This window comes from Spiribacter aquaticus (assembly GCF_007625215.1).
Taxonomy (GTDB): domain Bacteria; phylum Pseudomonadota; class Gammaproteobacteria; order Nitrococcales; family Nitrococcaceae; genus Spiribacter; species Spiribacter roseus.
Genome location: NZ_VMKP01000003.1, coordinates 344,866 through 370,725 on the forward strand (window position 1 = coordinate 344,866; position 25,860 = coordinate 370,725).

Here is a 25,860-nt window from a genome sequence, read left to right on the forward strand (position 1 = left end):
AACGCGTCAGCGACTGGCGGGGTCGGGCAGCGTGGCCAGGGTCTCCAGAAAGGCTTCGCCGTAGCGCTCGAGCTTGCGGGCGCCGACGCCAGGCAGTGCCGCGAATTCTTCAAGACTGCGCGGATGCTGCTCGACCATCGCGAGCAGCGTGGCATCGTGAAAGATGACGTAGGGTGGAACCCCCTCGGTTTCCGCCAGTCGGCGGCGTTGGGCGCGCAGCGCCGCCCAGGTGTCCGGCGCCATGGCCACATCCGATGCGGCGACCCGGGCCCGGGACTGAGGCCGCTGGGCGGGCAGATCCTCGCGCAGCTCGAGTCCCTGTTCCCCCCGCAGCAGGGGCCGACACGCGTCATTCAGGCGCAGACCGCCATGGCCCTCTGGGTCGGGTTCGAGGTAGCCATGCGCCAGCAGCTGGCGGATCACCGACTGCCAGGTGCTGCGTGACAGGTCGGTGCCGATGGCGAAGGTGCTCAGCTGGTCGTGGCCGCGCTGCCGGATGCGGTCGTTGTCCTGGCCCAGCAGCACGTCGATGACGTGGGCCGCGCCGAACCGCTGCCCGGTCCGATAGACGCAGGACAGCAGCCGGCGGGCCGGGTCCGCCGCGTCCCAGGTGCGCGGAGGGGACTGGCAGTTGTCGCAGTACTCGCAGCGTCCCGCATAGTGCTCGCCAAAATGCCCCAGCAGGGTGGGGCGTCGGCACTCGTGGGTTTCGCAAAAACCCAGCAGCGCCTCCAGACGCTGTTTTTCGCGGCGCTTGTGCCCCTCGCCGGCGCTGGATTCGGCCCCCATCTGGCGGATGCGGTAAATGTCCTGCAGGCCATAGACCAGCCAGGCATCCGCGGGCAGGCCGTCGCGGCCGGCCCGGCCGGTCTCCTGGTAGTAGGCCTCGAGGGTCTTGGGCAGGTCGAGGTGGGCGACAAAGCGGACATCGGGTTTGTCGATGCCCATGCCGAAGGCCACCGTGGCCACCATCACCAGCCCTTCCTCGCGCAGAAAACGGGCCTGGTGGTGGGCGCGCAGGGTCTGCTCCAGCCCGGCATGATAGGCCAGTGCAGGGATGCCACGGGTATTCAGCCAATCGGCGATCTGCTCGGTGGCGCGCCGCGACATGCAGTAGACGATCCCCGATTCACCGGCATGACGGCTGCGGATGAACGCCAGAAGCTGCTCCCGGGGCCGTTCCTTGAGGCCCACTTCGTAGCGGATGTTGGGCCGGTCAAAGCTCGATACGAACGAAGCGGCGTCATCAGGCAGCAGTCCGCTGCGGATCTCCTCGCGGGTGCGCTGATCCGCCGTGGCGGTGAGGGCGAGCCGCGGGACATGGGGGAAGCGCTCGCCGATGGCGCCGAGCTGCTGGTACTCGGGCCGGAAATCATGCCCCCACTGTGATACGCAGTGCGCCTCGTCGATGGCGAACAGGGCCACGTCGATGGCGCTCAGCCGATGCATCAGATCGCTGTTCAGCAGCCGCTCCGGGGCCACGTACAGCAGATCGATCGTACCGGCCTGGAGGGCGCGCTCGGTCTCGGCGCGGGTCTCGGCGGGCAGACTCGAATTGAGCGCCGCCGCCCGTACCCCCTGCTGTCGCAGGGCGCTGACCTGGTCGGTCATCAGCGCGATCAGCGGCGAAATGACCACCGCGACCCCGGAACGCACCAGCGCCGGGATCTGGTAGCACAGGGATTTGCCGCCCCCCGTGGGCATCAGCACCAGGGCGTCACCGCCATTGATGACATGCTCGATGATTTCGGCTTGGCGGCCACGGAACTGCGAATAGCCAAAGACCGATTCCAGGATCTGGCCGGCTTCGGTGACCGCCGGGGGGCTCGACATCGCGTTGTGCATGGGCTGGATCAATGGGCGTCCGGTTGACTGAATGCCCCTATCCTATCGCCACCGGGTGCGCGCCGTCAGTGGAAATCCCGTGATCGGGTCTGCAGTTCGCCCAGAAGGTGGCTGTGATCCTCGAGTCGTCCGGCAACCAGGTGGCAGACATCGTCGCGCTGCTCCCAGATACCGATGACGCCGAGCAGCCGCGCGCCGATCACCTGCGGGCGCTGGCGCTCGGCAAGGTCCTTCCAGACCACCACGTTGACGCTGCCGGTTTCGTCTTCGAGGGTCAGAAAAACCACGCCACCCGCCGCACCCGGGCGCTGGCGATTGATGACCAGGCCCGCTGCCCGGGCAATGCGGCGATGACCGTGATCGGCCAGTTCCGTGGCCGGCCGAAACCCCTGTTGACGGAGTCGTGGCCGAAGCAGCGCCAGCGGATGGCGGCCCAGGCTGAGCCCCAGGCCGCGATAGTCGCCCAGCAGATCCTCGGCCTCGGAAGGTGCGGGCAGGTCCGGCGTGGATTCCCGGGCCGGCGTTGATGCAAGCAGCGGGCTGCGCGCCTCGATGCCCAGCACCTGCCACCAGGCCCGGCGGCGATGCCCGCCGATGCCGGCCAGGGCCCCGGCGTCGGCCAGTGCCCGCAGGCTGCCCCGGTCAAGACGGGCGCGCCGGGCAAGATCGGCGACATCGCGAAACGGCCCGTCCTGCTCGCGGGTCTGGCACAGGCGCCGCGCGGCCTGTGTGCTCAGTCCGCGGACCAGGCGCATGCCCAGTCGCAGACTGGGTGCCGCCGTCGAGTCGCGATCGCGCTCGAGGGTGGAGTCCCAGTCGCTGAAACGCACATCAACGCCGGTCACCTCGACGCCATGGGCACGGGCGTCGCGAACCAGCTGCGCGGGGGCATAAAAGCCCATGGGCTGGCTGTTGAGCAGTGCACAGGTGAAGACCGCCGGGTAGTGGCACTTGAGCCAGGCCGAGACATAGACGAGCAGGGCAAAACTGGCGGCATGGGATTCGGGGAAGCCATAATCGCCGAACCCGCAGATCTGCTCGAACAATCGCTCCGCGAACTCGGGTGCATAGCCACGCTCGCGCATGCCCTCGAGTAAACGCTCCCTGAATGGCCCCAGCCCGCCACGCTTTTTCCAGGCGGCCATGGCGCGACGCAGTGAATCGGCTTCGCCCGGGCTGAAGCCCGCCGCGACAATGGCGAGCTGCATGACCTGCTCCTGGAAAATCGGTACGCCCAGGGTGCGCTCGAGGACGCCGCGAACGGCGTCGCTGGGATAATCCACGGCTTCCTGCCCGGCCCGGCGTCGCAGATACGGGTGCACCATGTCGCCCTGAATCGGTCCCGGACGAACGATGGAAATCTCGATGACCAGATCATAGAAGCAGCGTGGCCGAAGCCGCGGCAGCATGGCCATCTGCGCCCGCGACTCCACCTGAAAGACCCCCACGGTATCGGCACGACCCAGCATGTCGTAAACCGCCGGGTCCTCGGCCGGGATATCCGCCAGCGCCAGCGGGCGTCCGTAATGCCGCTCGATCAGTGCCAGGCTGCGCCGGATGGCGCTGAGCATGCCCAGGGCCAGGCAGTCGACCTTGAGCAGTCCCAGTGTCTCGAGGTCGTCCTTGTCCCACTGGATGATGCTGCGTCCGGCCATGGCCGCATTCTCGGTGGGCACCAGCTCGCTGAGCGGGCCCTGACTGATCACGAAACCGCCGACGTGCTGGGAGAGGTGACGCGGGAATCCCACCAGTTCATGGACCAGTGTCAGGAGGCGATGGATCATGGGATTGTCCGGGTCGAATCCCGCCTCGATGAGTCGCTCGGGCTCGATGGACTGTCCATCCCACCACTGCAGGGTGCCGGTGAGGCGTTCGATCTGATCGCCATCCAGTCCCAGCGCCTTGCCGACGTCGCGCACTGCGCTTCGGGGGCGGTAGCAGATCACCGTGGCGGCCAGGGCCGCCCGATGCCGGCCGTATTTGCGGTAGATGTACTGAATGACCTCCTCGCGCCGGTCGTGCTCGAAGTCGACATCAATGTCCGGCGGTTCATTGCGCTCGCGCGAGATGAACCGCTCGAACAGCAGGCTCGACCGGGCCGGATCCACCGCGGTGATCCCCAGGCAATAGCAGACGGTGGAGTTGGCCGCCGAGCCGCGCCCCTGGCAGAGGATGCCCTGGCGGCGGGCGAATTCGACCATGTCGTGAACGGTCAGAAAGAACGGTTCATAGGCCAGCTCGCGGATCAGGGCGAGCTCGTGCTCGATGGCCGCGTGGACCGATGCCGGGGCGCCGTCGGGCCAGCGTGCCCGGGCCCCGGCCTCCACCCGGTCGCGCAGCCAGCTGGCGGGGGTATGCTCGGCGGGGACCAGCTCTTCGGGGTATTCATAGCGCAGTTCGTCGAGACTGAAATGGCAGCGCTCGGCGATCCGCAGGGTTTCGCTGATCATGGCCCGGGGATAATCGCGGGCGATGTGGCGTCCCGGGCGCAGGTGACGCTCGCCATTGGCCATCGCGGCCGCGCCCAGCTCGCTGAGCCGTCGGCCGTGGCGGATGGCGGTGAGGGTGTCCTGCAATGCCCTTCGCCCGCGGCGATGCATCACGATGCCACCGCTTGCCACGGCCGGCAGGTCATGACGATGGGCAAGGTCCTGGCAATGCCGGATTCTTTCGGCGTCGCGGCCATCGCGCTGGATGGCGGTGGTAAGCCAGGCCCGATCGGGGAATGTGCGCCGGATCCAGGCAGCGTCTTCCGCGGGGCTGTCCGGCTGGGTTACCAGCAGTGCCAGACAGCCGGGGACACCATCCTGAAGATCGCTGCGCTCGAGCCGATAGTGACCCTTGTCGGCCTGGCTGCGGCCCAGCGCGATCAGCGCCGACAGCCGGGCATAGGCCGACCGGTCCGGGGCCAGCAGTACCAGGTGCAGGCCGTCCGCCAGCCGGAATTCACTGCCGATGATGAGCGACAGGTCGCCATCGCGGGCGGCGGCATGGGCCCGGACCACACCGGCGAGGGAGCATTCATCGGTCAGCGCGAGTGCCCGGTAGCCAAGGGCCGCCGCCCGGCGCACCAGCTCTTCGGGATGTGAGGCCCCGCGCAGAAAGCTGAAGTTGCTGATGCAGTGAAGCTCGGCATAGGTCGCGTCGACGTTTGCCATGATGGGTCAGCCGAGCAGTCGTCGAGCGAAACCCGGTACGGTGAGGCCCATGACCGCCACGGTCAGCATGATGGCGCCGAGTAGTCCGAACGGGCCGAGGGCCTCGCCCAGCAGGGCCCAGGCCAGTAGCGCCGCACCCAGTGGCTCCAGCAACACGAGGATGCTCGAAATGGTGGCCGTGGTGTGGCGCAGCCCACTGAAAAAGCAGACATATCCGAGCGTAGTGGGGATCAGCGCCAGATAGGCGAGGGCCGGGACCGTCAGGGCCGCGGTCTCGATCAGCGGTGCCAGACCCTCCATGGATAATGCCGGCACCATCACCAGTGCACCCACTCCGAACCCCAGCGCGGCGCTCTGCATGGGGTGGACGTGATCGGCGGCATGGCGACTGATCAGGGTGAAGGCGGCATACACGCCGGCCGCGAACAGTCCGTAGCCGACGCCGGCCCAGAGGCCTTCACCAATGTCCATGGCCTGGGGGGAGATCACCAGCAGGGCGGTGCCGGCAATCGCGAGGGCCAGGGCCGTGAGGACGCGGCGGGTCAGTGCTTCGCCCAGCAGCAGCGTGCCCAGCAGGGCAACAAGAACCGGCGCCAGGCAGAGAGCGATCAACGTGGCCAGACCGGCACCGATCTTTTCCACCGAGCTCAGATACCCCACCTGGAAACCCGCCTGGGCCAGCCCGAGCAGCAGTAGCCAGTGGCCGGTGGCGGGTGGCAGGCGCAGGAAGCCGCGCCCCTGGTGGAGAAGGCCGATTGCCGTGAACAACGGCGCGGCCACGGCCAGCCGGATGAACGCCACCATCAATGGCGAGATCTCGGTCTGCTCGAACAGCACCCGCGAGACGACCCCGGTGGTGCTCCAGAGCAGGGCCGCGACTGCCACGAGCGCCATGCCACGGCCCGGCGTGAACCTGAAGTGACCCGCGGGCATATCAGGCGAATATCCCGTGCAGATACCAGTCGCGCGGTCCGCGCCGATTACGGAATATCCAGACGCGACGCCCCTCGGCGGTGCATGCGTGGTAGTAGTCGCGGGTGACATCGAGCCCATCCCACCAGCCGGTCTCGATGCGCTCGGGCCCCGTCTCGAGCACCAGCGGGGCGTTGTGGTACTGCGGGCGTCCCTGGCAGCTGCGCAGTGGCAGCGGACGTTCGAGCAACCAGGCGGGTCGCGCGCCGGTGCAGGGCGAGGGCGCTGACGGGTCGACCCTGGCAGGCCGTCGATAGGCCCAGGCCCGCTCGGGTCGATGTTCGGCCATGGGGGTGATCATGCAGACGCGTTCCTCGCCGAGTCGGCTGTCGAAGGTTTCGATGAGTGCTTCCCAGTTCGCGTCCCGCGCCGGCCGGTCATCGCGGTCGAGCAGGTCGAATGCCCCGCTTGTCGCCTGCATGGCATGGAAGCGGCCAGCGCGCAGAGTAACCGCGGTGACGTCGGCCGTCAGCTCGAGACGCTCTAAACGTCGCTCGACCAGCCATTTCAGGTGACTGGCATCGCGGGTTGGCGACATGACCCCCACGGGCAGGCAGGTTGGATCGCGGTCACGGTGCCAGAGCATGAACCACAGCCGCATGATGGCAGTATCGCGCTCGCGCAGATGGCTGCAGAGCGTATCCAGCAGCTGCTGGATCAAGGGATGGAGGCCGGCCACGTCCGCAACCGCCTCGGGGCAGTCGATGAGTTGCTCGAACTGACCGGGCGGCTGCCAGTTCTGGCGTGGATCGGAGCGCTCTCCATGGGCCCGCTGGAGTGTTTCGAGCAGCGGGCGGCCCAGTCGCCGGGTGGCGCCATCGCTGGGCAGCGACCGGAGGGCATCCACGCATTCGCAACCCAGACCTTCCAGGGCGTCGCGAACCCGTTTTTCCAGCGGCAGTGCGTGGACTGGCAGGGGCGCGAGCCGATCGGCCAGTGCCGCGCGGGTCGTGACCGGCGTGCTGTCGCCCGCCCGGGCCAGCATCCACGCCGCAGTGGGTGTCGGGGCGATGCCGGTTCCGGCCCGATGCCCGCGTTGCTCAAGGCCCGCCGAGATCCGCTGACGCAGTGACTCGAGCCCCTGGAAGTAGTGCAGGCTTCCGGCCACCTCCAGAAGCAGCCCCTCGGGCGGCTGGAGGCTTACCCGCGGCGTGAACTGCAGGGCCCAGGTCGCCAGGTGCTCCAGCGTGCGGCGTTCGCGCTGGGGATCGCGGATGCGGTGAAGCCCCGCTTCGCTGATTGCCCGGGCAGCTGTCGGCAGCATGCCGGGGCGGATCCCCAGGCGTCGCGCCGGCCGGTTGGCACCGATGACACGGCCCGCCTCGGAGACAAATAGCGGTTGGGCGTTGTCCCCGCCGCTGCTGAAGCACTCCACCGGCAATTCGCGGAAATGCAGGCACAACCAGAGCATTGCCGTTCATTCACCCATGAGGGAATGGCCCCTCAGTCCTCCAGCGGCAGGGGCTGTTGTGTGCGCACGGGCGCCGTCGACCAGCTGTCGAGTGCCACCGACCCGGGCGGTGTGCCCCGGCACTTGAGTACCCGGAGGTTGAGCTGCTGAGCGCTGCTCTCCCCGAGTGCCAGCCGGAGTGCCGCTGGTGAGCGCTCCTGCGCGGCGGCGGCGTCACGGAACAGCAGGGCGAGACTGTCCCCGGATTCGGCTGCCAGCTGAAGACGCCGCAGGCTGCGATCGTCACAGCGGCTGGGCCAGGCCAGCACGGCCGCGCAGGTCCCGCTTCTGAGGGCCTGTTCGATGGACCACAGCGCCTGGGGCTGATCCCCCGGGTGGACGATCAGCAGCCGCGACAGGTCGATCCCCTGGGCGGCGAGTGCCGGTGCATAGGGCACGAAGGGGGGAGCGATCATGGCGATCCATCGACCGCTGCGCGACAGCCGTGCGAGGGCCGGCATGACCAGCCGCAGCTCGCCGACGCCATGGCCCTCGTGGAGGATCTCGGTGAGGGCGCTGCCGGGAAAACCGCCACCGGGCAATACCCGATCCAGTGCCGCGAAGCCGCTGGGTATATGGTCGAGGGCGGCGTCCGAACCCCCGCGCTGCGGATCGTTGGCGCGCCAGATGCCGGGCTGGTCAAGCAGCTCGTGAATGGCTTCCTTCATGATGAACCTCCTGTCGATTCAGCGTTAGAGCCCGGAACGGATGACACCGACACCGATTCCCTCAATGACGAGTTCCTCGTGTCGCAGGTCGAGTTCAATGGGCGCGAATTCGGGGTTTTCCGGGAGCAACCGGACCCGATGGCCGGTGCGGGAGAAACGTTTGACGGTGACCTCGTCCTGAATGCGGGCGACGACGATCTGGCCGTCGCGGACGTCGGTGGTGGAATGCACGGCGAGCAGGTCGCCGTCGAGGATGCCGGCGTCGCGCATGCTCATGCCGCGGACCCGCAGCAGATAATCCGCATCCGGCGAGAACAGACCGTCGCTGACCCGGTAGTGGTGGTCGATATGTGCTTCCGCCAGTAGGGGGCTGCCCGCCGCCACACGGCCGACCACCGGCAGTCCGTCCGCCTCGGCGGCGTCGACATCGTCGCTGGCGACGGCCCCCCGGTCGCAGAGGCGGATGCCGCGTGATGCGCCGGGTTGAAGGGTGATGAAACCCTTGCGCGCGATGGCCCGCAGGTGCTGCTCGGCGGCGTTGGCCGATCGGAATCCGAGCTCCGCCGCGATTTCGCTGCGTGTGGGCGGGTAGCCGGTACGCGCCAGAAAGCGCTGGATAAGCTGGAGGATCTGATCCTGACGAGGTGTCAGCGTGTTCATGGTTGGCGACCGGTATGGCTTCGATGTAACTGTCAATCTATACAGTACTGTATGGATATTCAATACCCATAGGCGCTAGAATCTGAAACATGGTGAAAGTGAGCGACAATCCGGTCGTCGATCGGCCCGGTGATCAGTCCGCGGCGGAGTGGATCGCCGCCATGCCCCGGTCGCCGGGGGCGGAAGAGCGCGCCCGGCTGACCGCGGCCTGGGAGTACGCCGCCGCTCACTATGGTGATGATCGGCGTGCGGCCGGGGACCGCCGCTTCGATCATGCCGTCGCGGTGGCGGACATCCTGAGCAGCCTCGAGCTTGACGCCGATACCGTGATTGCGGGGCTTCTGCACGACCTGCCGGACGCGGGCGGGCCGGACCTCGCTGCCATTGCCGGGCAGGCCGGCGCCACGGTCGCCAGCCTCGTGGAGGGTGGCCTGCGGATGGGGCAGGTCAGTCGTCTGCATGCGGGGTCGGGTAGCGCGCAGGAGGGCAAGCGTGCCGAGGCGCTGCGCAAGATGCTGCTGGCGATGGCGCGGGATATTCGGGTGGTGTTTCTGGTGCTGGCCGAGCGCCTGCATGATCTGCGCCTTCTGGGCGCCCTGCCCGAGGCCGAACGCCAGCAGGTGGCCCGTGAAACCCTCGACCTGCATGCGCCGCTGGCGAACCGGCTGGGCATCTGGCAGATCAAGTGGGAGCTCGAGGATCTGTCGTTCCGCTATCTCGACCCCGACAGCTACAAGCGCATCGCCCGGCTGCTGGCCGAGCGCCGGGTCGATCGCGAGCGTTTCATCGAGGCCATGAAAGCGCGTCTGGGCACGCATCTGGCCGAGGCGGGCCTGAACGCCGAGATCAGCGGCCGGCCCAAGCACATCTACAGCATCTGGCGGAAGATGCAGCGCAAGGGACTGGGTTTTGACGAGCTCTTCGACCTGCGCGCGGTGCGTGTGCTGGTGGACACCGTGCCGGCCTGCTACACCGCGCTGGGGATCATTCACAGCCTCTGGCAGCCGATTCCCCGCGAATTCGACGACTATATCGCCAGCCCCAAGGAGAACGACTACCGCTCGCTGCATACCGCCGTGATGGGCGAGGGTGGACGCCCCGTCGAGGTCCAGATCCGCACCCGCGAGATGCATGACCAGGCCGAACTGGGCATCGCCGCCCACTGGCGCTACAAGGAGGGTCGCAGTGCCGATCCCGACTTCGATGCGCGGGTTGCCTGGCTGCGTCAGCTACTCGAGTCGACACCGGACAGTGAAACCGATGGCGATCTCATCGACCGTTTCCGTGCCGAAATCTTTGAGGACCGCGTCTATGTGATTACGCCCGGGGGCGATGTGGTCGACCTGCCCAGGGGCACCACGCCGCTGGATTTCGCCTACACCATTCACAGCGAGATCGGGCATCACTGCCGGGGCGCGCGGGTCAACGGGCGAATGGTCCCCCTGACCCACTCCCTGCAGAACGGCGACCAGGTCGAGATCCTCACCGCCCGCCATGCCCGGCCCAGTCGCGACTGGCTCAACCCGGCACTGGGCTATCTCAACTCGCCCCGCTCGCGGGCCAAAGTGCGCGCCTGGTTCCGTCAGCAGGATCAGGACAAGACCATTCAGCTGGGCCGCGAGCTGCTCGAGCGCGAACTCCATCGGCTGGGGCTTGCCGACGTCAATCTGGAGTCACTGGCCGCGCGGTCACGCTACGCCCGGCTGCCCGATTTTCTGGCTGCCCTGGGGCGGGGCGATGTGACCGGCGGGCAGATCGCCCATCTGCTGCGTGACCGGCTGCTGCCCGCCGAGCCCGAAAGCCGCGAGCAGCTGCTGCGCCGCCGCAGTGGCAGTGCCTCGACCCCAACGGATCCCGAGGACGACATCAGCGTCTATGGCGTTGGCAACCTGATGACGCGGATGGCGCGCTGCTGTCAGCCCACGCCGGGTGACGCCATCCTCGGCTTCATCACCCGCAATGAGGGGGTCACGGTCCATCGCAGCGACTGTGCGAACATCCGGCGGTTGCAGGAGACGACGCCGGAGCGCCTCATCGAGGTCAGCTGGAGTCGTGGGTCGGGGCGTGCCTATCCCGTGGATATCGTGGTCGAGGCCTATGATCGCCCGGGTCTGATCCGCGACATCTCATCGCTGCTCAATAACGAGGGCATCAATGTGACGGCGGTCAACACCCGCACCGATCCTGATGATCAGGTGGCGCGCATGGTCATGACCGTTGAGGTGGCGGACGTCGATCAGCTGAGTGGGGTCATGCAGCGGATGGTGGGTCTGCGCAATATCCGCGATGTCCACCGGGCGGTCTGAGGCATGACAACGTCGGGTGACTGCAGGCGCTGGTGGCTGGGTGCCGGGTTGATCGGTCTGGTTCTGGCGCTGTCCAGCGCCGGCGTTCAGGCCCGTCCGGCATGCGGGGCAACGGGGGCGACTCCGCTCACGGCAATCCTCGGTCTGAAGGGTGAGGCCCTGCCGGCCGGCCGGGAGGTTGAGGTCCAGGCCCTGGTCAGCGGGCGTTTCCCCGGCGACTCCGGACTGAACGGGTTCTATCTGGTCTCCGAGTCATCGCCGGCCGGGATTTTCGTCTATGCCCCCGATCTGGCAACCGCCGAAACCCCGGATCGCCAGACGCGCCTGCGGATCCGCGCCCATACCGGGCGTTACCGCGGACGGATCCAGCTCGAACGGGTCGTGGCCATGTCTCGCTGCGGGGTGGGTACGGTCGACCCCGTCCGGCTGGAGCCGGGGGATCCGACGACCTACGCACGTCTGCGCGACCGCCCGGTGCGCATCGACGAGTCGCTCAGCATTGCCGAAGTCTACAATCTGGGGCGCTATGGCAGTCTGCGCCTCGCCCGGGGCGGGCGGCCGTTTCATCCCAACAACGGGGTTGAGGGCGGCGAGCGGCTGGACCTGCTCCTCGATGACGGCAGCTATCGGCGCGACCCGCGGCCGGTTCCGCACACCCGGGATGGCATCCGACGGGCCGGCGACCGGGTCGAGCGGGTGACCGGGATCCTCACCCGCGCATTCGGGCGCTGGCGCATTCATCCCACCGAGCCGCCGTCCTTCCAGGCCCGCAATCCGCGCCCGGCGGCGCCACCCCGTAGGCCGGGCCTGCGCCTGGTGCAGCTCAACCTGCAGAACTACTTCACCGACCGCCGTGGCCGCGGTGCACCAACCGAGCGCGCCTTCGAGCGCCAGCGCGAGCGCCTGCGGGACCTTGTGCAGGCCCTCGATCCGGATCTGCTGGCCCTTCACGAGGTCGAGAACAATGCCGTTACCGTCGATAATCTGGTCAACCTGCTGAACGCCTCGACGCCGCCGGCGGATGATTATCGCGCGGCCGTGGACGGCCGGGGTGACGCAGTCATTCGCAGCGTCGTGCTGTATCGCCCCGATCGCCTGAGCCGGCGGACGGCTGATCGCCAGGCGCACCCCGCCCATCCGCGGCAGCCCATTGTCGCCCGGTTCCGGACGCCGGAGGGGGCTGAATTCCGCGTGGCGGCCGCGCATTTCAAGTCCCGGGGTGGCTGCCCGCAGCGCGGCGATGTCGATCGCGGCGAAGGGTGCTGGGCGGATCGGCGCCAGGCCCAGAGCCGGGCGATGATCGACTGGCTGGCGGGCCGCCCCGCGTCGGACACGCCATTGCTGGTGCTGGCCGACCTCAATGCCTATCCAGCCGAGCGGGCGGTTGGCGCATGGACCACCGCCGGGTATCACGACCTGCTGGCGCGTCATGTGACGCCTCTCGACCGGTATACCTACAACTACCGCGGTCGTGCCGGCTACCTCGATCACGCACTGGCCAACCGCGGCATGCTCGCGCGCATCGCCGCGGTCCGCGTCTGGCCGATCAATGCCGATGAGTCCGCGCATCTGGCGCGCGAGGGGCGTGGCGTCTGGCGGCTGTCGGATCACGATCCGATCATCATCGACCTGCACCCGCCGACGTCGTGAGCGCATTGGGCGACATCGCCATGTTGCGCTGCTAATGTAGTCATCGCATTGTCATATCGCCGGGGAATCCCATGGACGAGACCGCGATCGAGCTGCGCGGGATTTACAAGCGTTTTGGTGATCTGGAAGTCATCAAGGGCATCGACCTGACCGCCCGGCGCGGGGAGGTGGTGGCGCTGATCGGGACCAGTGGCTCGGGCAAGAGCACCCTGCTGCGCTGCGTCAACCTGCTTGAGCGCCCGGATGCCGGCGAGATCCTGTTCAACGGTGAGTCGATTGATCTGCGCGCCGGCCGCGACGGTACGCTGCGCCCCGCCCACCACGAGCAGATCACCCGGGTGCGCGCGGGCATCGGGTTCGTGTTCCAGAACTTCAATCTCTGGCCTCACATGAGCGTGCTTGAGAACGTCATTGAGGCGCCGATCCATGTCTCTGGCCTTTCCCGCCGTCAGGCCGTTGCCGAGGCCGAGCGTCTGCTCGAGAAAGTCGGGCTCGGCGATAAGAAGAACGCCTACCCGGCGTTCCTGTCGGGCGGCCAGCAGCAGCGCGCGGCCATTGCCCGGACGCTGGCGATGAAGCCCGCCGTCATCCTCTTCGACGAGCCCACCTCCGCCCTTGACCCCGAGCTGGTGGGCGAGGTGCTGGGCGTGATCCGGCAGCTCGCCGAAGAGGGCCGGACCATGCTGATCGTGACCCACGAGATGCGCTTTGCCCGCGATGTCGCCCATCGCGTCGTATTCCTCGACGCCGGACGCATCGAAGAGCAGGGGCCGCCCTCCGAGGTCTTCGGTCAGCCCCGATCAGAGCGCTGTCGCGCATTTCTCGCAACCCATCTATCGGAAGCCAAAGGAGTGACACTGTCATGATCCGTTCCCTGTTCGCCCTGCTGCTCGGCAGCCTCATCGCCCTGCCCGTATCGGCCCAGGACACGCTGCGAATCGCGACTGAGGGCGCCTATCCGCCCTTCAACTTCATCGACGCCTCGGGCGAGGTCAAAGGATTTGATGTCGACATCGCCGAGGCCCTGTGCGCCGAAATGGGCGCTGACTGCGAGCTGGTCACCCAGTCCTGGGATGGCATCATCCCCGGCCTGATTGCGGGTCGCTACGACGCCATCATCGCCTCGATGTCCATCACCCCCGAGCGTCAGGAGGCCGTGAGCTTCAGCGAGCCCTACTATTCCAACAAGCTGCAGTTCATTGCCCCCAACGAGAGCGATTTCGGCCCGTCTGATGCGTCCGATGCCGTGATCGGCGCCCAGCGCGCGACCATTGCCGCCCAGTGGTTGCAGGACAATGTCCCCGAGGCCGACATCCGGGTCTATGACACCCAGGAAAACGCCTATCTGAACCTTGAAAGCGGTCGCCTGGATGCCGTGCTCGCCGACGTCTACGTGAGCTACGAGTGGCTCGAGAGCGACGAAGGCGCCGCTTACGAGTTCAAGGGCGACCCGGTCTACGACGATGACAAGATCGCCATCGCCGTGCGCAAGGGGGACGAGGCCCTGGCCGCGCGTTTCAGTGAGGCCATTGAGGCGATCCGCGCCGACGGGACGTATCAGGCGATCAACGCCGAGTACTTCCCCTTCGATATCTACTGATCCGCCGGGCGACTGCGCATGGATCTTCAGGGGTTTGGCGCGCAGCTCGCCGCTGGCACCTGGGTGACGGTACAGCTTGCCATCGTCAGCATGGCCTGTGCCGTCATTCTGGGTCTGCTGGGTGCCAGTGCGAAGACCGCCGGGCCGGCGCCTGTGCGGGCGCTGGGCACGCTCTATACCGGCACGGTCCGGGGGCTGCCCGAGCTGCTGGTGATCCTGCTGGTGTATTTCGGCGCGGCCAACGCGATCAACGCGGTCGCCTCGATGCTGGGCTACACCGGGTATATCGCGCTGTCGCCGTTCATGGCCGGCGTGATCGCGCTGGCGTTCAACTACGGCGCCTACATGACCGAAGTCTTCCGTGGGGCCCTGGCGACGATACCGGCGGGGCATCGCGAAGCGGGGCTGGCGCTGGGGATGGGGCGGGCCCGGATCTTCCGGCGCATTGTCCTGCCACAGGTTTGGCGGGTCGCCCTGCCGGCCAGCGGCAATATCTTTCTCTCGCTCATCAAGGACACGGCACTGGTCTCGGTCATCGGCCTTGAGGATCTGATGCGCGAGACCTCCGTGGCGGTGGGCTACAGCAAAGAGCCATTCACCTTCTATGTGGCGGCGGCTTTAATCTATCTGGGGCTGACGGCGCTCACCACGCTCGCGATCCATTGGCTTGAACGGCGGACCACGCATGGCATGAGGACGCTGGCCGGATGAACTGGCAGGTAATGATCGAGAGCCTGCCGGCGCTCGCCGAGGGGGCCCTGCTGACCCTTGAGCTGGTCGCCGTTTCGGGGGTCCTGGGGTTGGTGCTGGCGGTGCCCATGGCAATGGTGCGTATCTCGCCACGCGGGTGGGTGAAGGCCTTGCCCATGGCGCATATCTATTTCTTTCGGGGCACGCCGCTGCTGGTGCAGATCTATCTGGTCTACTACGGCAGCGGGCAGTTCGAGGCGATCCGATCGTCGTTTCTCTGGCCCTATCTGAGTGAGGCGTACTGGTGCGCCATCATCGCCTTTACCCTGAATACGTCGGCGTATACCGCCGAGATCCTGCGTGGGGCCCTTCAGTCGGTGCCACGCGGTGAGGTCGAGGCGGCCGAGGCGGTGGGCATGACCCCGGCGCTGATCTGGCGTCGCATCCGCCTGCCCCGGGCGTTCCGGATCGCGCTGCCGGCGTACAGCAACGAGGTGATCCTCATGCTCAAGGGCAGCGCGCTCGCGAGCACCATTACGTTGATGGATCTGACCGGGGTGGCGCGGACCATCATTGCCCGAACCTACACGCCCATGGAGCTGTTTCTGGCCGCCGGACTGCTCTATGTGCTGCTCACGTTCATGATCCTGGGCGGGTTTCGGCTGCTCGAGAAGCGGTTGAACCGGCATCTGCAGCCGCGTTGAAGGCCCGCACTGCCTGGGCGCCCGTCCACGGCAGTTCGACCTGATCGCCGGCATCGGCCCCCAGTAGCCCACGACGCCGTGGGTCGATTACCCACTCCAGGCGCGTGGCGAAGGGCCGAAACCCGGCGCGCTGGTAAAAACCCAGTGCCGCCACCGAGTCTTCGCTGCAGGTATGCAGCCAGATCCGGCGGGCCCCCAGCGCCTGCGCACCGGCGAGCGCGCTGCCCATCAGCCGCTGGCCCAGGCCCTGGCCACGGGCGCCGGGCACGAGTCCGCAGTGAAGGATTTCCGCCTGACCACCGCGACGCAGGATCAGTTCGCAGAACCCCGCGAGCCCGCCCCCCTGGTCGAGGCGCCAGCAGCGGTGATCGGGATTGTCCAGGTCACGGGCGATGGCGGCCCGCCCCTGAGCCAGCCGATCGGACCAGAGCCACGGATTGCCGACCCGGTGATACGCCTGAAGATAATCCTCCACGCCGGGGAACCAGCGCCGGGCCTTTTCAGCCCAAGCAGTCGTCGAGTCAACGGGCTGCTCAAGAAATACCACCCGTGAGCTGTAGCCGAATTGATCGGCCCGGCAGTAACGCTGGAAGGGGTCAAACGGATCGTTCATGGTGGGATGCACTCGTGGTTGGTTGATATCGCGCAGCGATTGTTGACACGACAGCGCAACAGGCTGGTACTTTGCCGGCTTATATTCGAACAGAACAGACTGGATGGAGTCACCAATGTCGCATTTACCCATTTGTCACTGGACGCGGCGCGCCGTCTTCACGCTTGCGATCGCCGCAGTCGCTGCGACGGGGCTCGCCCAGGCCCAGAGCTCGGACGGAGGATCGTCGAGCCGCCAGGAGCTGCAGTCCCTGCAGCAGTCGCTGGCCTCAATCCGCGAGGAGGCGATTAACGAGAACCCCGGTCTGGCGGACCGTCAGCAGTCGCTGGAAGACCGCATGATGTCGCGTATGCGCGACGAGGGCGTCAGCCCCCGGGAGGACGTCAAGCGCCTCCAGGACATCGCTCGTGAGCTGCGTGGCGGCGAAGTGGCCGAGGAAGACCGCGCGGCGATGATGGAAGAGTATCAGAGCACGCGTCAGGCGCTGTTACAGGCACGTCGCACTGCCATGCAGGACAGCGGCATTCAGGACGACCAGATGCAGCTGCAGGAAGACATCGTCGACGCCATGTCCGATATCGATCACAGCGTCCCGGAGATGATCGACCGCTTTGAGACCCTCCGTGGCAATGTCCAGTCGCAGCGCCAGTCGGGTAGCGGCGCTCAGTAAGCGTCCGTCAGGTGGAGCAGGGCATGGATCTGACGCTGGGAACGCCGTCATTGCTGTTTCCAGCGGTGTCCCTGCTGCTGCTGGCCTATACCAACCGGTTCCTCGCGCTGGCCTCGCTGATCCGGGATCTGCAGGCCCGCTACTCCAGCACCCAGCGGCGCAGCCTGCTGGCGCAGATCGATAATCTGCGTCGGCGCGTGAAGTTGATTCAGTACATGCAGGCCGCCGGCGTTGGCAGCCTGATGGCCTGTGTCGCCAGCATGTTCCTGCTGTTCGGCGGGTTTGTCCTGGTGGCCCGGTGGCTGTTCGGCCTCAGCCTGATTCTGATGATGGTCTCGCTGGCCCTATCGGTGCGCGAGATCTGGATATCGGTGAACGCCATCAATATCCAGCTGGCCGATATGGAGTCGGAGCGATGAATGCCTTGCCAGGGGTGATCCTGCCCGGCAATGACCCGCGGCAGTCGCTCCGGGTGCGACGCTTCCTGCTGGCGGCCACCGTCTACGGCCTTGCCATCGCCCTGATGGGGCTTTATGTCCGTCAGGGGCTGCTGGCGATCCCCGAGTGGCAATTCCTGAGCCTTGTGATCGTGCTGGTCAATGCGGGGCTCTACGCGCTTCTCCGCAGCGGCCGCAACGAGCGTTTCGTTGACCCCAGCCTGACCGGGCTCCAGATGTTCATGGTCTGTCTGCTGATGGGGCTGACCATGTACCTGCTGGACGGCGGCCGGGGCGGTCTTCTGCTGCTGTTTCTGGTGTTGCTGATGTTTGGGGTGCTGCGCCTCAATGCTCGACAGTTCACCGCGCTGGGCGGTTTCGCGTTGCTCTGCTATGCCGTCGCGGTGGGGGCCGTCTGGCAGCAGCGGCCGGAGGCGTTCAACGCCCAGGTGGAGCTGCTGCATCTGGTGGCGCTCAGCACGCTGGTGCCCTGTGGCGGCTTTTTCGCCAGTCATGTCAGCCGGCTGCGACGCCTGCTGCGGGACCGTCAGATCGAACTGCAGCGGGCCCGCGAGGAGGCCCATGACCTGCGGGTGCTTGACCCACTGACCGGCATCAGCAACCGCAGCGCCATCATCGCGTTCATCGACCAGGAGTGGCAGCGCGCCGAGCGCCTTGACCAGCCGCTGGCGGTGATCTTTGTCGACCTGGTGCACTTCAAGCGGATCAATCGCGAATACAGCCATGCCACCGGCGACGACGTCCTGCGTGAGGTCGCGCGGCGGCTGCGGGGCTGCGTTCGCGACATTGATGGGCTGGGCCGGTACGGCGGCGAGGAGTTCCTGGTGGCATTGCCCGACGCCGACGCCGATGAGGCGGCCCGTGTGGCGGAAAGACTCCGCAGCTGCATCGAAGGTCAGCGCTTTACCGCCCTGCCGGTCCGCGAGCGTGTGCGCTGTGCGCTGGGCACCAGCATGTTCCATTCATCCGACCCGGACATCTGGCAGGCCATTGAGCGCGCCCGGATTGATTCCGAGTCGGGCTAGACGAACGGGAGTCAGAACCGATGGCCGTCGATGCAGCGCCCACCCATGACCCGGTCAACGAGGCCGATGAAATTGCGGCGGTCGATCTCGGCTCCAACAGTTTTCATATGATCATCGCGCGGCCCGATGAGTCGGGGCTGCGCACCCACGACCGGCTGCGTGAGTCGGTCCGACTGGCAGCCGGGCTGGATGCCGAGAAGCGGCTGTCCGCCGATGCCCGGGCCCGGGCGCTTGCCTGTCTTGAGCGCTTCGGTCAGCGCGTCCGCGAGCTCCCCGAAGGTGCCGTGCGGGCGGTGGGCACCAACACACTGCGGCAGTCGCGTAACAGCCGGGCGTTTCTGCGCGAGGCCGAACAGGCGCTCGGCCACCCGATCCAGATCGTCTCCGGCTACGAAGAGGCGCGACTGATCTATCTGGGGGTCGCGCACAGCATCGCCGATGATGAGGATCGCCGCCTGGTGATGGACATCGGCGGTGGCAGCACCGAATTCATTATTGGTGAGCACTTCGTCCCACGCGAAATGGAAAGCCTGCACATGGGGTGTGTGAGCACCACGCAGCGGTTCTTCAGTGACGGGGTGATCACCGACAAACGCCTGCGGCAGGCCGAGATCGCCGCGCGTCGGGAGCTTGAGCCAATAGCCGATCGCTATCGGCGACTCGGATGGGAGCGGGCCATCGGTGCTTCCGGGACCATTCGCGCCATTGAGCGGTGTCTGCGCGAAAATGGCTGGACAGCCGGTGGGATTGATCCGAAGGGCCTGCAGAAGCTGCGCCGGGCGCTGGTCAAGGCGGGCGATATCAAGCGCCTGAAGCTCGATGGCGTCAATGCCTCGCGGGCTGAAGTGTTGCCCGGTGGGCTGGCGGTGCTCCTGGGTGCTTTCCAGCAACTCGGTCTCGAGCAGATGGAGGCCGCGGATGGGGCGCTGCGCGAGGGGCTGTTATTTGATCTGATCGGGCGGATCCGGCATGCCGACGTGCGCACGGCGAGCGTTCGGGCGATGGCCGAGCGCTACCACGTCGATCAGGATCAGGCGCGTCGCGTGGCAACGCTGGCCGATTCCCTGCGCGGCGAGGTGGCGACCGACTGGGGGCTGGCCACACCGGCCGCTCGGGATACCCTGCAGTGGGCCGCCTGGGTGCACGAGATCGGCCTGGACATTTCCCACAGCCAGTACCACAAACACGGCGAGTACATCGTGCGGCACAGCGACCTGGCCGGCTTCGCCCGCGAGGAGCAGCAGTTGCTGGCCACACTGATCCGGGCCCATCGACGCAAGTTCCCGCGTAATGCCTTCCGTGAGCTGCCCGAGGACTGGCAGACCGCCTCGGTCCGACTGGCGGTACTGCTGCGTCTTGCGGTGACCCTGCAGCGCGCGCGCAGCGACGAACCCCTGCCGGCACTCACTCTCAAGGCCGCCGGGCGCAAGCTCACCGTGCGCTTTCCCGCCGGCTGGCTGGATGACAACCCGCTGGTTGAAGCCGACCTGAGCGAGGAGGCCGGCTTTCTCGAGGCAGCGGGTTTTCGCCTGCGGATCAATCGCGACTGATCAGCCGTCCTCGCCGTAGCCCTGGAGCAGCGCGGTCTGGGCGCTCACGCCGGTCTCATCGGCCCCGGGGGTGAGGCGGCGGTACTCACCATCGGCATCCAGCACCCAGGCCTGCGTGTTATCCGCAAGATAGGTCTGCAGATCGGCGAGCACCCGGTCGCGGAGCTCGGCATCGAGGAGCGGGAAGGCCGCCTCGACGCGCCGGAAGAAGTTGCGCTCCATCCAGTCCGCCGAGCTGCAGTAGAGCTCCGGGTCGCCGTTGTTGGCGAAGTAGAACACCCGCGTGTGCTCGAGGAACCGCCCGATGACCGAGCGCACCCGGATGGTGTCACTGACCCCCTCGACGCCGGGACGCAGGCAGCACATGCCACGCACGATCAGGTCGATCCCGACACCCGCCTGGGATGCCGCGTACAGCGCCCGGATGACCTTGGGTTCGACCAGCGAGTTGACCTTGATGATGATCCGGGCCGGTCGGCCGGCCTCGGCGTGGCGCTGCTCGCGGGCGATCTTCTCGAGAATGCCGGGATGCAGGGTGAACGGTGACTCGAGCAGATGACTGAGCGCCGAGACCTTGCCGAGGCTGGTGAGCTGGAGGAACACGCGATGGACGTCCTCGCCAATGGCCGGGCGGGTCGTCATCAGGCCATAGTCGGTGTAGAGCCGGGCCGTGCGTGAGTGGTAGTTGCCGGTCCCAAGGTGGACGTAATGGCGCAGCCGACCGCTTTCCCGGCGTACGATCAGCATCAGTTTGGCGTGGGTCTTGTGACCCACCACCCCATAGACCACATGCGCACCGGCCTCCTGCAGCCGGTTGGCAAGCCCGATGTTGGCCGCCTCGTCAAATCGGGCGCGCAACTCCACCACCACGGTCACCTCTTTGCCGCTGCGCGCGGCGGTGACCAGATGATCGACCACCGCCGAGTCGGGGCCGGTCCGGTACAGGGTCTGCTTGATCGCCAGCACGTCGGGATCCTGGGCTGACTGGCGCAGCAGCTCGATGACCGGGGCGAACGACTCGAAGGGGTGATGCAGCAGGATGTCGCGCCGTCGCATGACCTTGAAAATATCGCCGGTGTGGCTGAGTTCCGCCGGCAACCCGGGCTTGAAGGCCGGGTACTTGAGGTCGGGCCGGTCGACCAGGTCACAGACCGCGAACAGCCGGTTGAGATTGACCGGTCCGTTGACCTGATAGAGGGCCTCGGGCTCGAGTTCGAACTCCTCGAGCAGGAAATGCGCCATGTGCTCGGGGCAGTTGGCGGCCACCTCGAGGCGCACGGCATCGCCATAGCGCCGTGATGGCAGCTCGCCCTCCATGGCCCGGAGCAGGTCATCCACTTCCTCCTCGTCGACATACAGGTCCGAGTTGCGCGTCACCCGGAACTGATAGCAGCCGGTGGTCTTCATGCCCGGGAACAGGTCGGTGACATGGGCGTGGATGACCGAGGACAGGAACACGAAGTCGTACGTACCACCGCCATCGAGCTCCGGTGGCAGCTGGATGATGCGGGGCAGGGCCCGAGGCGCCTGGACCACCGCCATGCCGCTGCTGCGCCCGAAGGCATCCTTGCCTTCCAGCGAGATGATGAAGTTGAGGCTTTTATTGAGGACCTGCGGGAACGGATGCGCCGGATCCAGCCCCAGCGGGCTGAGGATGGGCAGGAGCTCGGTCTCGAAATAGCTGCGGATCCAGTCCTGCTGCGCCTGCGTCCATTCGTTGCGGCGCAGAAAGCGGATATCCGCCGCGGCCAGCGCCGGGGTGACCTCATCATTGAGCAGCCGGTACTGCTCGTCCACGAGGGCATGGGCGCGTTCGCTGATCTCGCGCAGCACCTGCTGGGGCGTCCGGTTGTCCGGCCCGCTCTGGCCTACGCCAAGTTCCCGGGCCTGGCGCAGGCCCGCCACCCGGATCTCGAAGAATTCGTCCAGGTTCGAGCTTGCGATGCAGAGGAACTTGAGCCGCTCGAGCAGCGGATTGGAGTCGTCGGCGGCCTGCGCGAGGACCCGCTCATTGAAGGCCAGGAGGCTCAACTGACGGTTCAGGTAGAGCCCGGGGTGGTGGAGGTTGTCCGATTGCATTGCGTCGCTGTCCTTTAAAGTCGCCGCCCAGCATAAACCGGTTCGGTTGCGATGAGGTTACGTGCGCGCTCTGCCTCGGTTCAGGCGACCCGGTTATAGCCGTTGAGGGCGGCGACGCGATAGCCCTCGGCCATGGTCGGATAATTGAATGTGGTGTTCATGAAGTAGCGCAGGGTGTTGTTGGGGGCCGGCTGCGCCATGATCGCCTGGCCGATGTGGACGATCTCGGCGGCCTGGTCGCCAAAGCAGTGGATGCCGAGGAGCTCCAGCGTATCGGCGTGGAAGAGCAGCTTGAGCATGCCCACCGTCTGTCCCGAGATCTGTGCCCGCGCCAGATCCTTGAAAAAGGCGTGGCCGATCTCATAAGGGATCTGGGCATCGGTGAGTTCGCCCTCGGTGCGGCCGACGGAGCTGATCTCGGGGATGGTGTAGATGCCGGTGGGTACGTCATGCGCCAGCCGATACTCGCAGTGTCCCTCGAGCATATGGGTCGCCGCGTAGCGCCCCTGGTCGTAGGCGGCGCTGGCCAGACTCGGATACCCCACCACATCGCCGATGGCATAGATCGATGGCTGCGCGGTCTGGAAGTCGTCGTTGACCTCCACCTGACCCCGACCGTTGGGCTGGATGCCGATATGCTCCAGCCCCATGCCATCGGTGTTGCCGCTGCGCCCGTTGGCCCACAGCAGCAGGTCCCCGCGCACCCGCTTGCCCGACTGCAGGTAGAGGGTCACGCCGTCGTCGTCGGCCTCGATGGACTGGTACTGCTCGCGGTGACGGATGACAACGCCGTGCTCACGCAGATGATAGGAGATGGCATCGGAGATTTCGTCGTCAAGAAACGCCAGCATGCGCTCACGCGTGTTGATCAGGTCGACCTTGACGCCGAGGCCGCGGAAGATCGAGGCGTATTCACTGCCGATGACGCCGGCACCATAGATGATCAGGCTGCGGGGCGTATGTTCGAGGGACAGGATCTGGTCGCTGTCGCAGATGCGTGGATGAGAGAAATCAACATCCGCCGGGCGATAGGGCCGTGAACCGGTGGCGATCAGGAAATGCCGGGCCGTCAGGCGCTCGGTGCGGCCGTCCGCACCGGTCAGCGCGAGGGTGTGCTCGTCCTCGAAGCGCCCCTCGCCGGTAAGCACCGGGACATTGTTGCGCAGATAAAACCCACTGCGCAGGCCGACCTGCTGATCGATGACCGACCGGGCGTGACGCAGCATGGTCTGGAATGACACATGCCGGGGCTCGCCGGCCTCGCGGAACAGGGCGGAGCTGTTGTACTCCATGAGCCGGCGGACATTGTGGCGCAGCGCCTTGGAAGGAATCGTGCCCCAGTGCGTGCAGCCGCCGCCCACCTCGCTCAGCCGCTCGATCATGGCGACACGCTGACCGCCCTTGGCAAGCTTCATCGCCGCGCCTTCGCCGGCCGGCCCGCTGCCGAGGACGAGCGTGTCGTAATGCTGATCACTCATGGGGTTCATCCTCCTCGCGTTGTGCTTTATTTTAGCTGGACGCCATTAGAGAACAAAATTCACAGCAACGATGACGGGGAAGAGTCAATGACTGAGCGTGTCGAGCGGGCGGGATTACAGGTAGCGAGACCCCTGGACGATTTGATCGGCCAGGCGGCGATCGTCGGCACGGGCGTTGACGAGACCCGGTTCTGGGAAGGCCTTGCGGAGCTGGTCGACGAGCTCGGCCCCCGCAACCATGCCCTGGTCGCGCATCGCGATACCCTGCAGCGACAGATCGATGAGTGGCATCGCGCTCACCCCGACGAGCATTCAAGCGCTGCGTATCGGCGGTTCCTCGAAGAAATCGGCTACCTGCAGCCGCCCACCGGAGCGGTCGAGGTCAGCACTGAGAACGTGGACGACGAGATCGCGCGCATCGCCGGTCCGCAGCTGGTGGTGCCGCTCAACAACGCCCGCTACGCCCTGAATGCCGCCAATGCCCGTTGGGGCAGTCTCTATGACGCGCTCTACGGCACCGATGCCATTCCCGACAGCGAGGGGCTTGAGCGCGGTACGGCCTTCAACCCGGACCGTGCCCGCCACGTCGTGGCTTGGGCGACCGCCTTCCTGGACGCCAATTTTCCGCTCGCGGCGGGCAGTCACGCGGATGTGACGGCCTACCGGGTGGCGGCTGGCGAGGGCGACCAGACACTGCGCGTGACCCTGACCGGAGGCGGCGAGACCGGCCTCGCGGACCCCGGCCAGTGGGTGGGTTACGCCGGGACGGCATCGGCCCCCGAAGCCGTCCTGCTGCGGCGTCATGGCCTGCATGTCGAGATCAGCATCGATGCCCATGATCCCATTGGCCGGACTCACCCCGCCGGTGTGCGCGATCTGGTCATGGAATCGGCGGTCACCTCGATCCAGGACTGTGAGGATTCGGTGGCCGCGGTGGACGGCGAGGACAAGGCACAGGTCTATGCCAACTGGCTGGGGCTGATGCGGGGCGACCTCGAGGAGCGCTTCTACAAGCAGGGCCGCGAGGTCGTGCGAGCCCTCAATCCCGATCGTGCCTACACCGGCGCCGACGGGCAGCCGCTGAATCTACCCGGACGCAGCCTGATGCTGGTCCGCAACGTCGGGCATCTGATGACGACGCCGGCGGTCCTCGACGCCCGGGGCAACGAGATCCCGGAGGGGATCCTCGACGCCCTGTGCACCGCGATGATCGCCATGCATGACCTGCAGCGCGACGGCGGCAACAGCCGCACTGGCAGCGTCTATATCGTCAAGCCGAAAATGCATGGACCCGACGAGGTGGCGCTGACCGTGGCGCTGTTCGCCCGCGTCGAGCAGATCCTGGGGCTGGCCGAAAACACGCTCAAGATCGGCGTGATGGATGAGGAGCGGCGCACCACCCTAAACCTGCAGCGCTGCATTGAGGCGGCCCGCGAGCGGCTGATCTTCATCAACACCGGCTTCCTCGATCGCACGGGCGACGAGATCCACACCAGCATGGAGGCCGGGCCGATGATCCGGAAGGCGGCCATGAAGCAGTCGCGCTGGCTGAATGCCTATGAGGACTGGAATGTGGATACCGGGCTGGCCTGCGGGCTGCCGGACCATGCCCAGATTGGCAAGGGGATGTGGCCGATGCCGGATCGCATGGCCGACATGCTCGAAGCCAAGATCGGCCATCCACGGGCCGGCGCGAACTGCGCCTGGGTGCCGTCACCCACGGCCGCCACCCTGCATGCCACCCACTACCACCAGGTGGACGTGCGGGCCCGGCAGGCCGAGCTGGCGGGCCAGTCGCGGGCAGCCATCGACGATCTGCTGACAATCCCCGTCGCCACCGACACGCAGTGGAGCGATGAGGAGATCGGCGCCGAGCTCGATAACAACTGCCAGGGCATTCTCGGCTACGTGGTGCGCTGGATCGATCAGGGGATCGGCTGTTCCAAGGTGCCGGACATCAATGACATCGGACTGATGGAAGATCGCGCGACCCTGCGTATCTCAAGTCAGCACATCGCCAATTGGCTCCATCACGGCATCGTCAGCGAGGAACAGGTCATGGCCGCCATGAAGCGGATGGCCGCGGTGGTGGATCGGCAGAACGCCGATGACCCGACCTATACGCCGATGGGCCCTGGCTTTGGGGGCGCAGCCTTCCAGGCCGCCTGTGATCTGGTCTTCAAGGGCCGCGAGCAGCCCAGTGGCTATACCGAGCCGTTGCTGCATGCCCATCGTCTGGCGCTCAAGGGCCAGTCCCAGACTTAGGCATTCACGGCAAATGTGG

General features: G+C 66.7%; 20 protein-coding genes. 11 read left to right on the forward strand and 9 right to left on the reverse strand.

Annotated elements, in window-relative coordinates; translation table 11 throughout:
- Positions 1-6: 6 nt before the first annotated feature.
- From recQ to lexA, 6 genes are all read right to left on the reverse strand, one after another.
- On the reverse strand, positions 7-1,845 hold the full coding sequence (gene recQ / locus FPL11_RS08190) for a DNA helicase RecQ (RefSeq protein WP_144348171.1): 1,839 nt from the start codon (positions 1,843-1,845) through the stop codon (positions 7-9).
- A 65-nt stretch (positions 1,846-1,910) separates the two neighbouring features.
- Positions 1,911-5,003, reverse strand: a complete 3,093-nt coding sequence (locus FPL11_RS08195; protein ID WP_186295110.1) for an error-prone DNA polymerase — start codon at positions 5,001-5,003, stop codon at positions 1,911-1,913.
- 6 nt (positions 5,004-5,009) lie between these two features.
- Positions 5,010-5,897, reverse strand: a complete 888-nt coding sequence (locus FPL11_RS08200; protein ID WP_159308491.1) for a DMT family transporter — start codon at positions 5,895-5,897, stop codon at positions 5,010-5,012.
- A gap of 40 nt (positions 5,898-5,937) precedes the next feature.
- Positions 5,938-7,386, reverse strand: coding sequence for a Y-family DNA polymerase (locus tag FPL11_RS08205; RefSeq protein ID WP_144348174.1), 1,449 nt, complete (start codon positions 7,384-7,386; stop codon positions 5,938-5,940).
- Between the two features lie 32 nt (positions 7,387-7,418).
- Positions 7,419-8,093 carry a translesion DNA synthesis-associated protein ImuA gene (gene imuA / locus FPL11_RS08210; protein ID WP_069134249.1) on the reverse strand — a complete coding sequence of 225 codons (675 nt, stop codon included), beginning with the start codon at positions 8,091-8,093 and terminating at the stop codon, positions 7,419-7,421.
- Positions 8,094-8,117: 24 nt separating this feature from the next.
- Positions 8,118-8,753 (reverse strand): transcriptional repressor LexA, encoded by a 636-nt coding sequence (lexA, locus tag FPL11_RS08215; protein ID WP_069134250.1) that lies wholly within the window; start codon positions 8,751-8,753, stop codon positions 8,118-8,120.
- Positions 8,754-8,842: 89 nt separating this feature from the next.
- Between lexA and relA the strand changes: the two genes are divergently transcribed.
- The 6 genes from relA (at position 8,843) to FPL11_RS08245 (ending at position 15,703) form a co-directional block, all read left to right on the forward strand.
- Positions 8,843-11,059, forward strand: coding sequence for a GTP diphosphokinase (gene relA, locus FPL11_RS08220; RefSeq protein WP_069134251.1), 2,217 nt, complete (start codon positions 8,843-8,845; stop codon positions 11,057-11,059).
- Positions 11,060-11,062: 3 nt separating this feature from the next.
- Positions 11,063-12,709 (forward strand): ExeM/NucH family extracellular endonuclease, encoded by a 1,647-nt coding sequence (locus FPL11_RS08225; RefSeq protein ID WP_144348175.1) that lies wholly within the window; start codon positions 11,063-11,065, stop codon positions 12,707-12,709.
- A 71-nt stretch (positions 12,710-12,780) separates the two neighbouring features.
- Positions 12,781-13,575 carry an ABC transporter ATP-binding protein gene (locus FPL11_RS08230; protein ID WP_144348176.1) on the forward strand — a complete coding sequence of 265 codons (795 nt, stop codon included), beginning with the start codon at positions 12,781-12,783 and terminating at the stop codon, positions 13,573-13,575.
- Positions 13,572-14,309, forward strand: a complete 738-nt coding sequence (locus FPL11_RS08235) for an ABC transporter substrate-binding protein (RefSeq protein WP_144348177.1) — start codon at positions 13,572-13,574, stop codon at positions 14,307-14,309. Before FPL11_RS08230 ends, FPL11_RS08235 begins: the two co-directional genes overlap by 4 nt.
- An 18-nt stretch (positions 14,310-14,327) precedes the next feature.
- Entirely contained in the window at positions 14,328-15,020 is a 693-nt protein-coding gene (locus FPL11_RS08240) for an ABC transporter permease (protein WP_144348178.1), read from the forward strand.
- The gene (locus FPL11_RS08245) at positions 15,017-15,703 is read left to right on the forward strand and encodes an ABC transporter permease (RefSeq protein WP_144348179.1); all 687 of its coding nucleotides are present in this window, start codon (positions 15,017-15,019) and stop codon (positions 15,701-15,703) included. The genes FPL11_RS08240 and FPL11_RS08245 overlap by 4 nt, the downstream gene beginning before the upstream one ends.
- Here the strand turns inward: FPL11_RS08245 and FPL11_RS08250 are convergent.
- Positions 15,639-16,316, reverse strand: coding sequence for a GNAT family N-acetyltransferase (locus FPL11_RS08250; protein ID WP_159308490.1), 678 nt, complete (start codon positions 16,314-16,316; stop codon positions 15,639-15,641). The two genes, FPL11_RS08245 and FPL11_RS08250, sit on opposite strands and share 65 nt — an antisense overlap.
- Positions 16,317-16,431: 115 nt before the next feature.
- Between FPL11_RS08250 and FPL11_RS08255 the strand changes: the two genes are divergently transcribed.
- The 4 genes from FPL11_RS08255 to ppx are packed head-to-tail and all read left to right on the forward strand — an operon-like array spanning position 16,432 to position 20,019.
- Positions 16,432-16,986 carry a hypothetical protein gene (locus FPL11_RS08255; protein ID WP_144348181.1) on the forward strand — a complete coding sequence of 185 codons (555 nt, stop codon included), beginning with the start codon at positions 16,432-16,434 and terminating at the stop codon, positions 16,984-16,986.
- Between the two features lie 23 nt (positions 16,987-17,009).
- Positions 17,010-17,405, forward strand: coding sequence for a DUF2721 domain-containing protein (locus FPL11_RS08260; RefSeq protein WP_069134258.1), 396 nt, complete (start codon positions 17,010-17,012; stop codon positions 17,403-17,405).
- On the forward strand, positions 17,402-18,469 hold the full coding sequence (locus FPL11_RS08265) for a GGDEF domain-containing protein (protein ID WP_144348182.1): 1,068 nt from the start codon (positions 17,402-17,404) through the stop codon (positions 18,467-18,469). Before FPL11_RS08260 ends, FPL11_RS08265 begins: the two co-directional genes overlap by 4 nt.
- Positions 18,470-18,489: 20 nt before the next feature.
- Complete coding sequence (gene ppx, locus FPL11_RS08270; RefSeq protein ID WP_144348183.1) at positions 18,490-20,019, forward strand: exopolyphosphatase; 1,530 nt, start codon at positions 18,490-18,492, stop codon at positions 20,017-20,019.
- Here the strand turns inward: ppx and ppk1 are convergent, their stop codons facing one another.
- Positions 20,020-22,098 (reverse strand): polyphosphate kinase 1, encoded by a 2,079-nt coding sequence (ppk1, locus tag FPL11_RS08275; protein ID WP_144348184.1) that lies wholly within the window; start codon positions 22,096-22,098, stop codon positions 20,020-20,022.
- Positions 22,099-22,178: 80 nt separating this feature from the next.
- Entirely contained in the window at positions 22,179-23,576 is a 1,398-nt protein-coding gene (gene sthA, locus FPL11_RS08280) for a Si-specific NAD(P)(+) transhydrogenase (RefSeq protein WP_144348185.1), read from the reverse strand.
- Between the two features lie 87 nt (positions 23,577-23,663).
- Here sthA and FPL11_RS08285 point away from each other — a divergent pair, with 87 nt between their 5' ends.
- Entirely contained in the window at positions 23,664-25,841 is a 2,178-nt protein-coding gene (locus FPL11_RS08285) for a malate synthase G (RefSeq protein ID WP_144348186.1), read from the forward strand.
- The last annotated feature ends 19 nt before the right edge of the window (positions 25,842-25,860 follow it).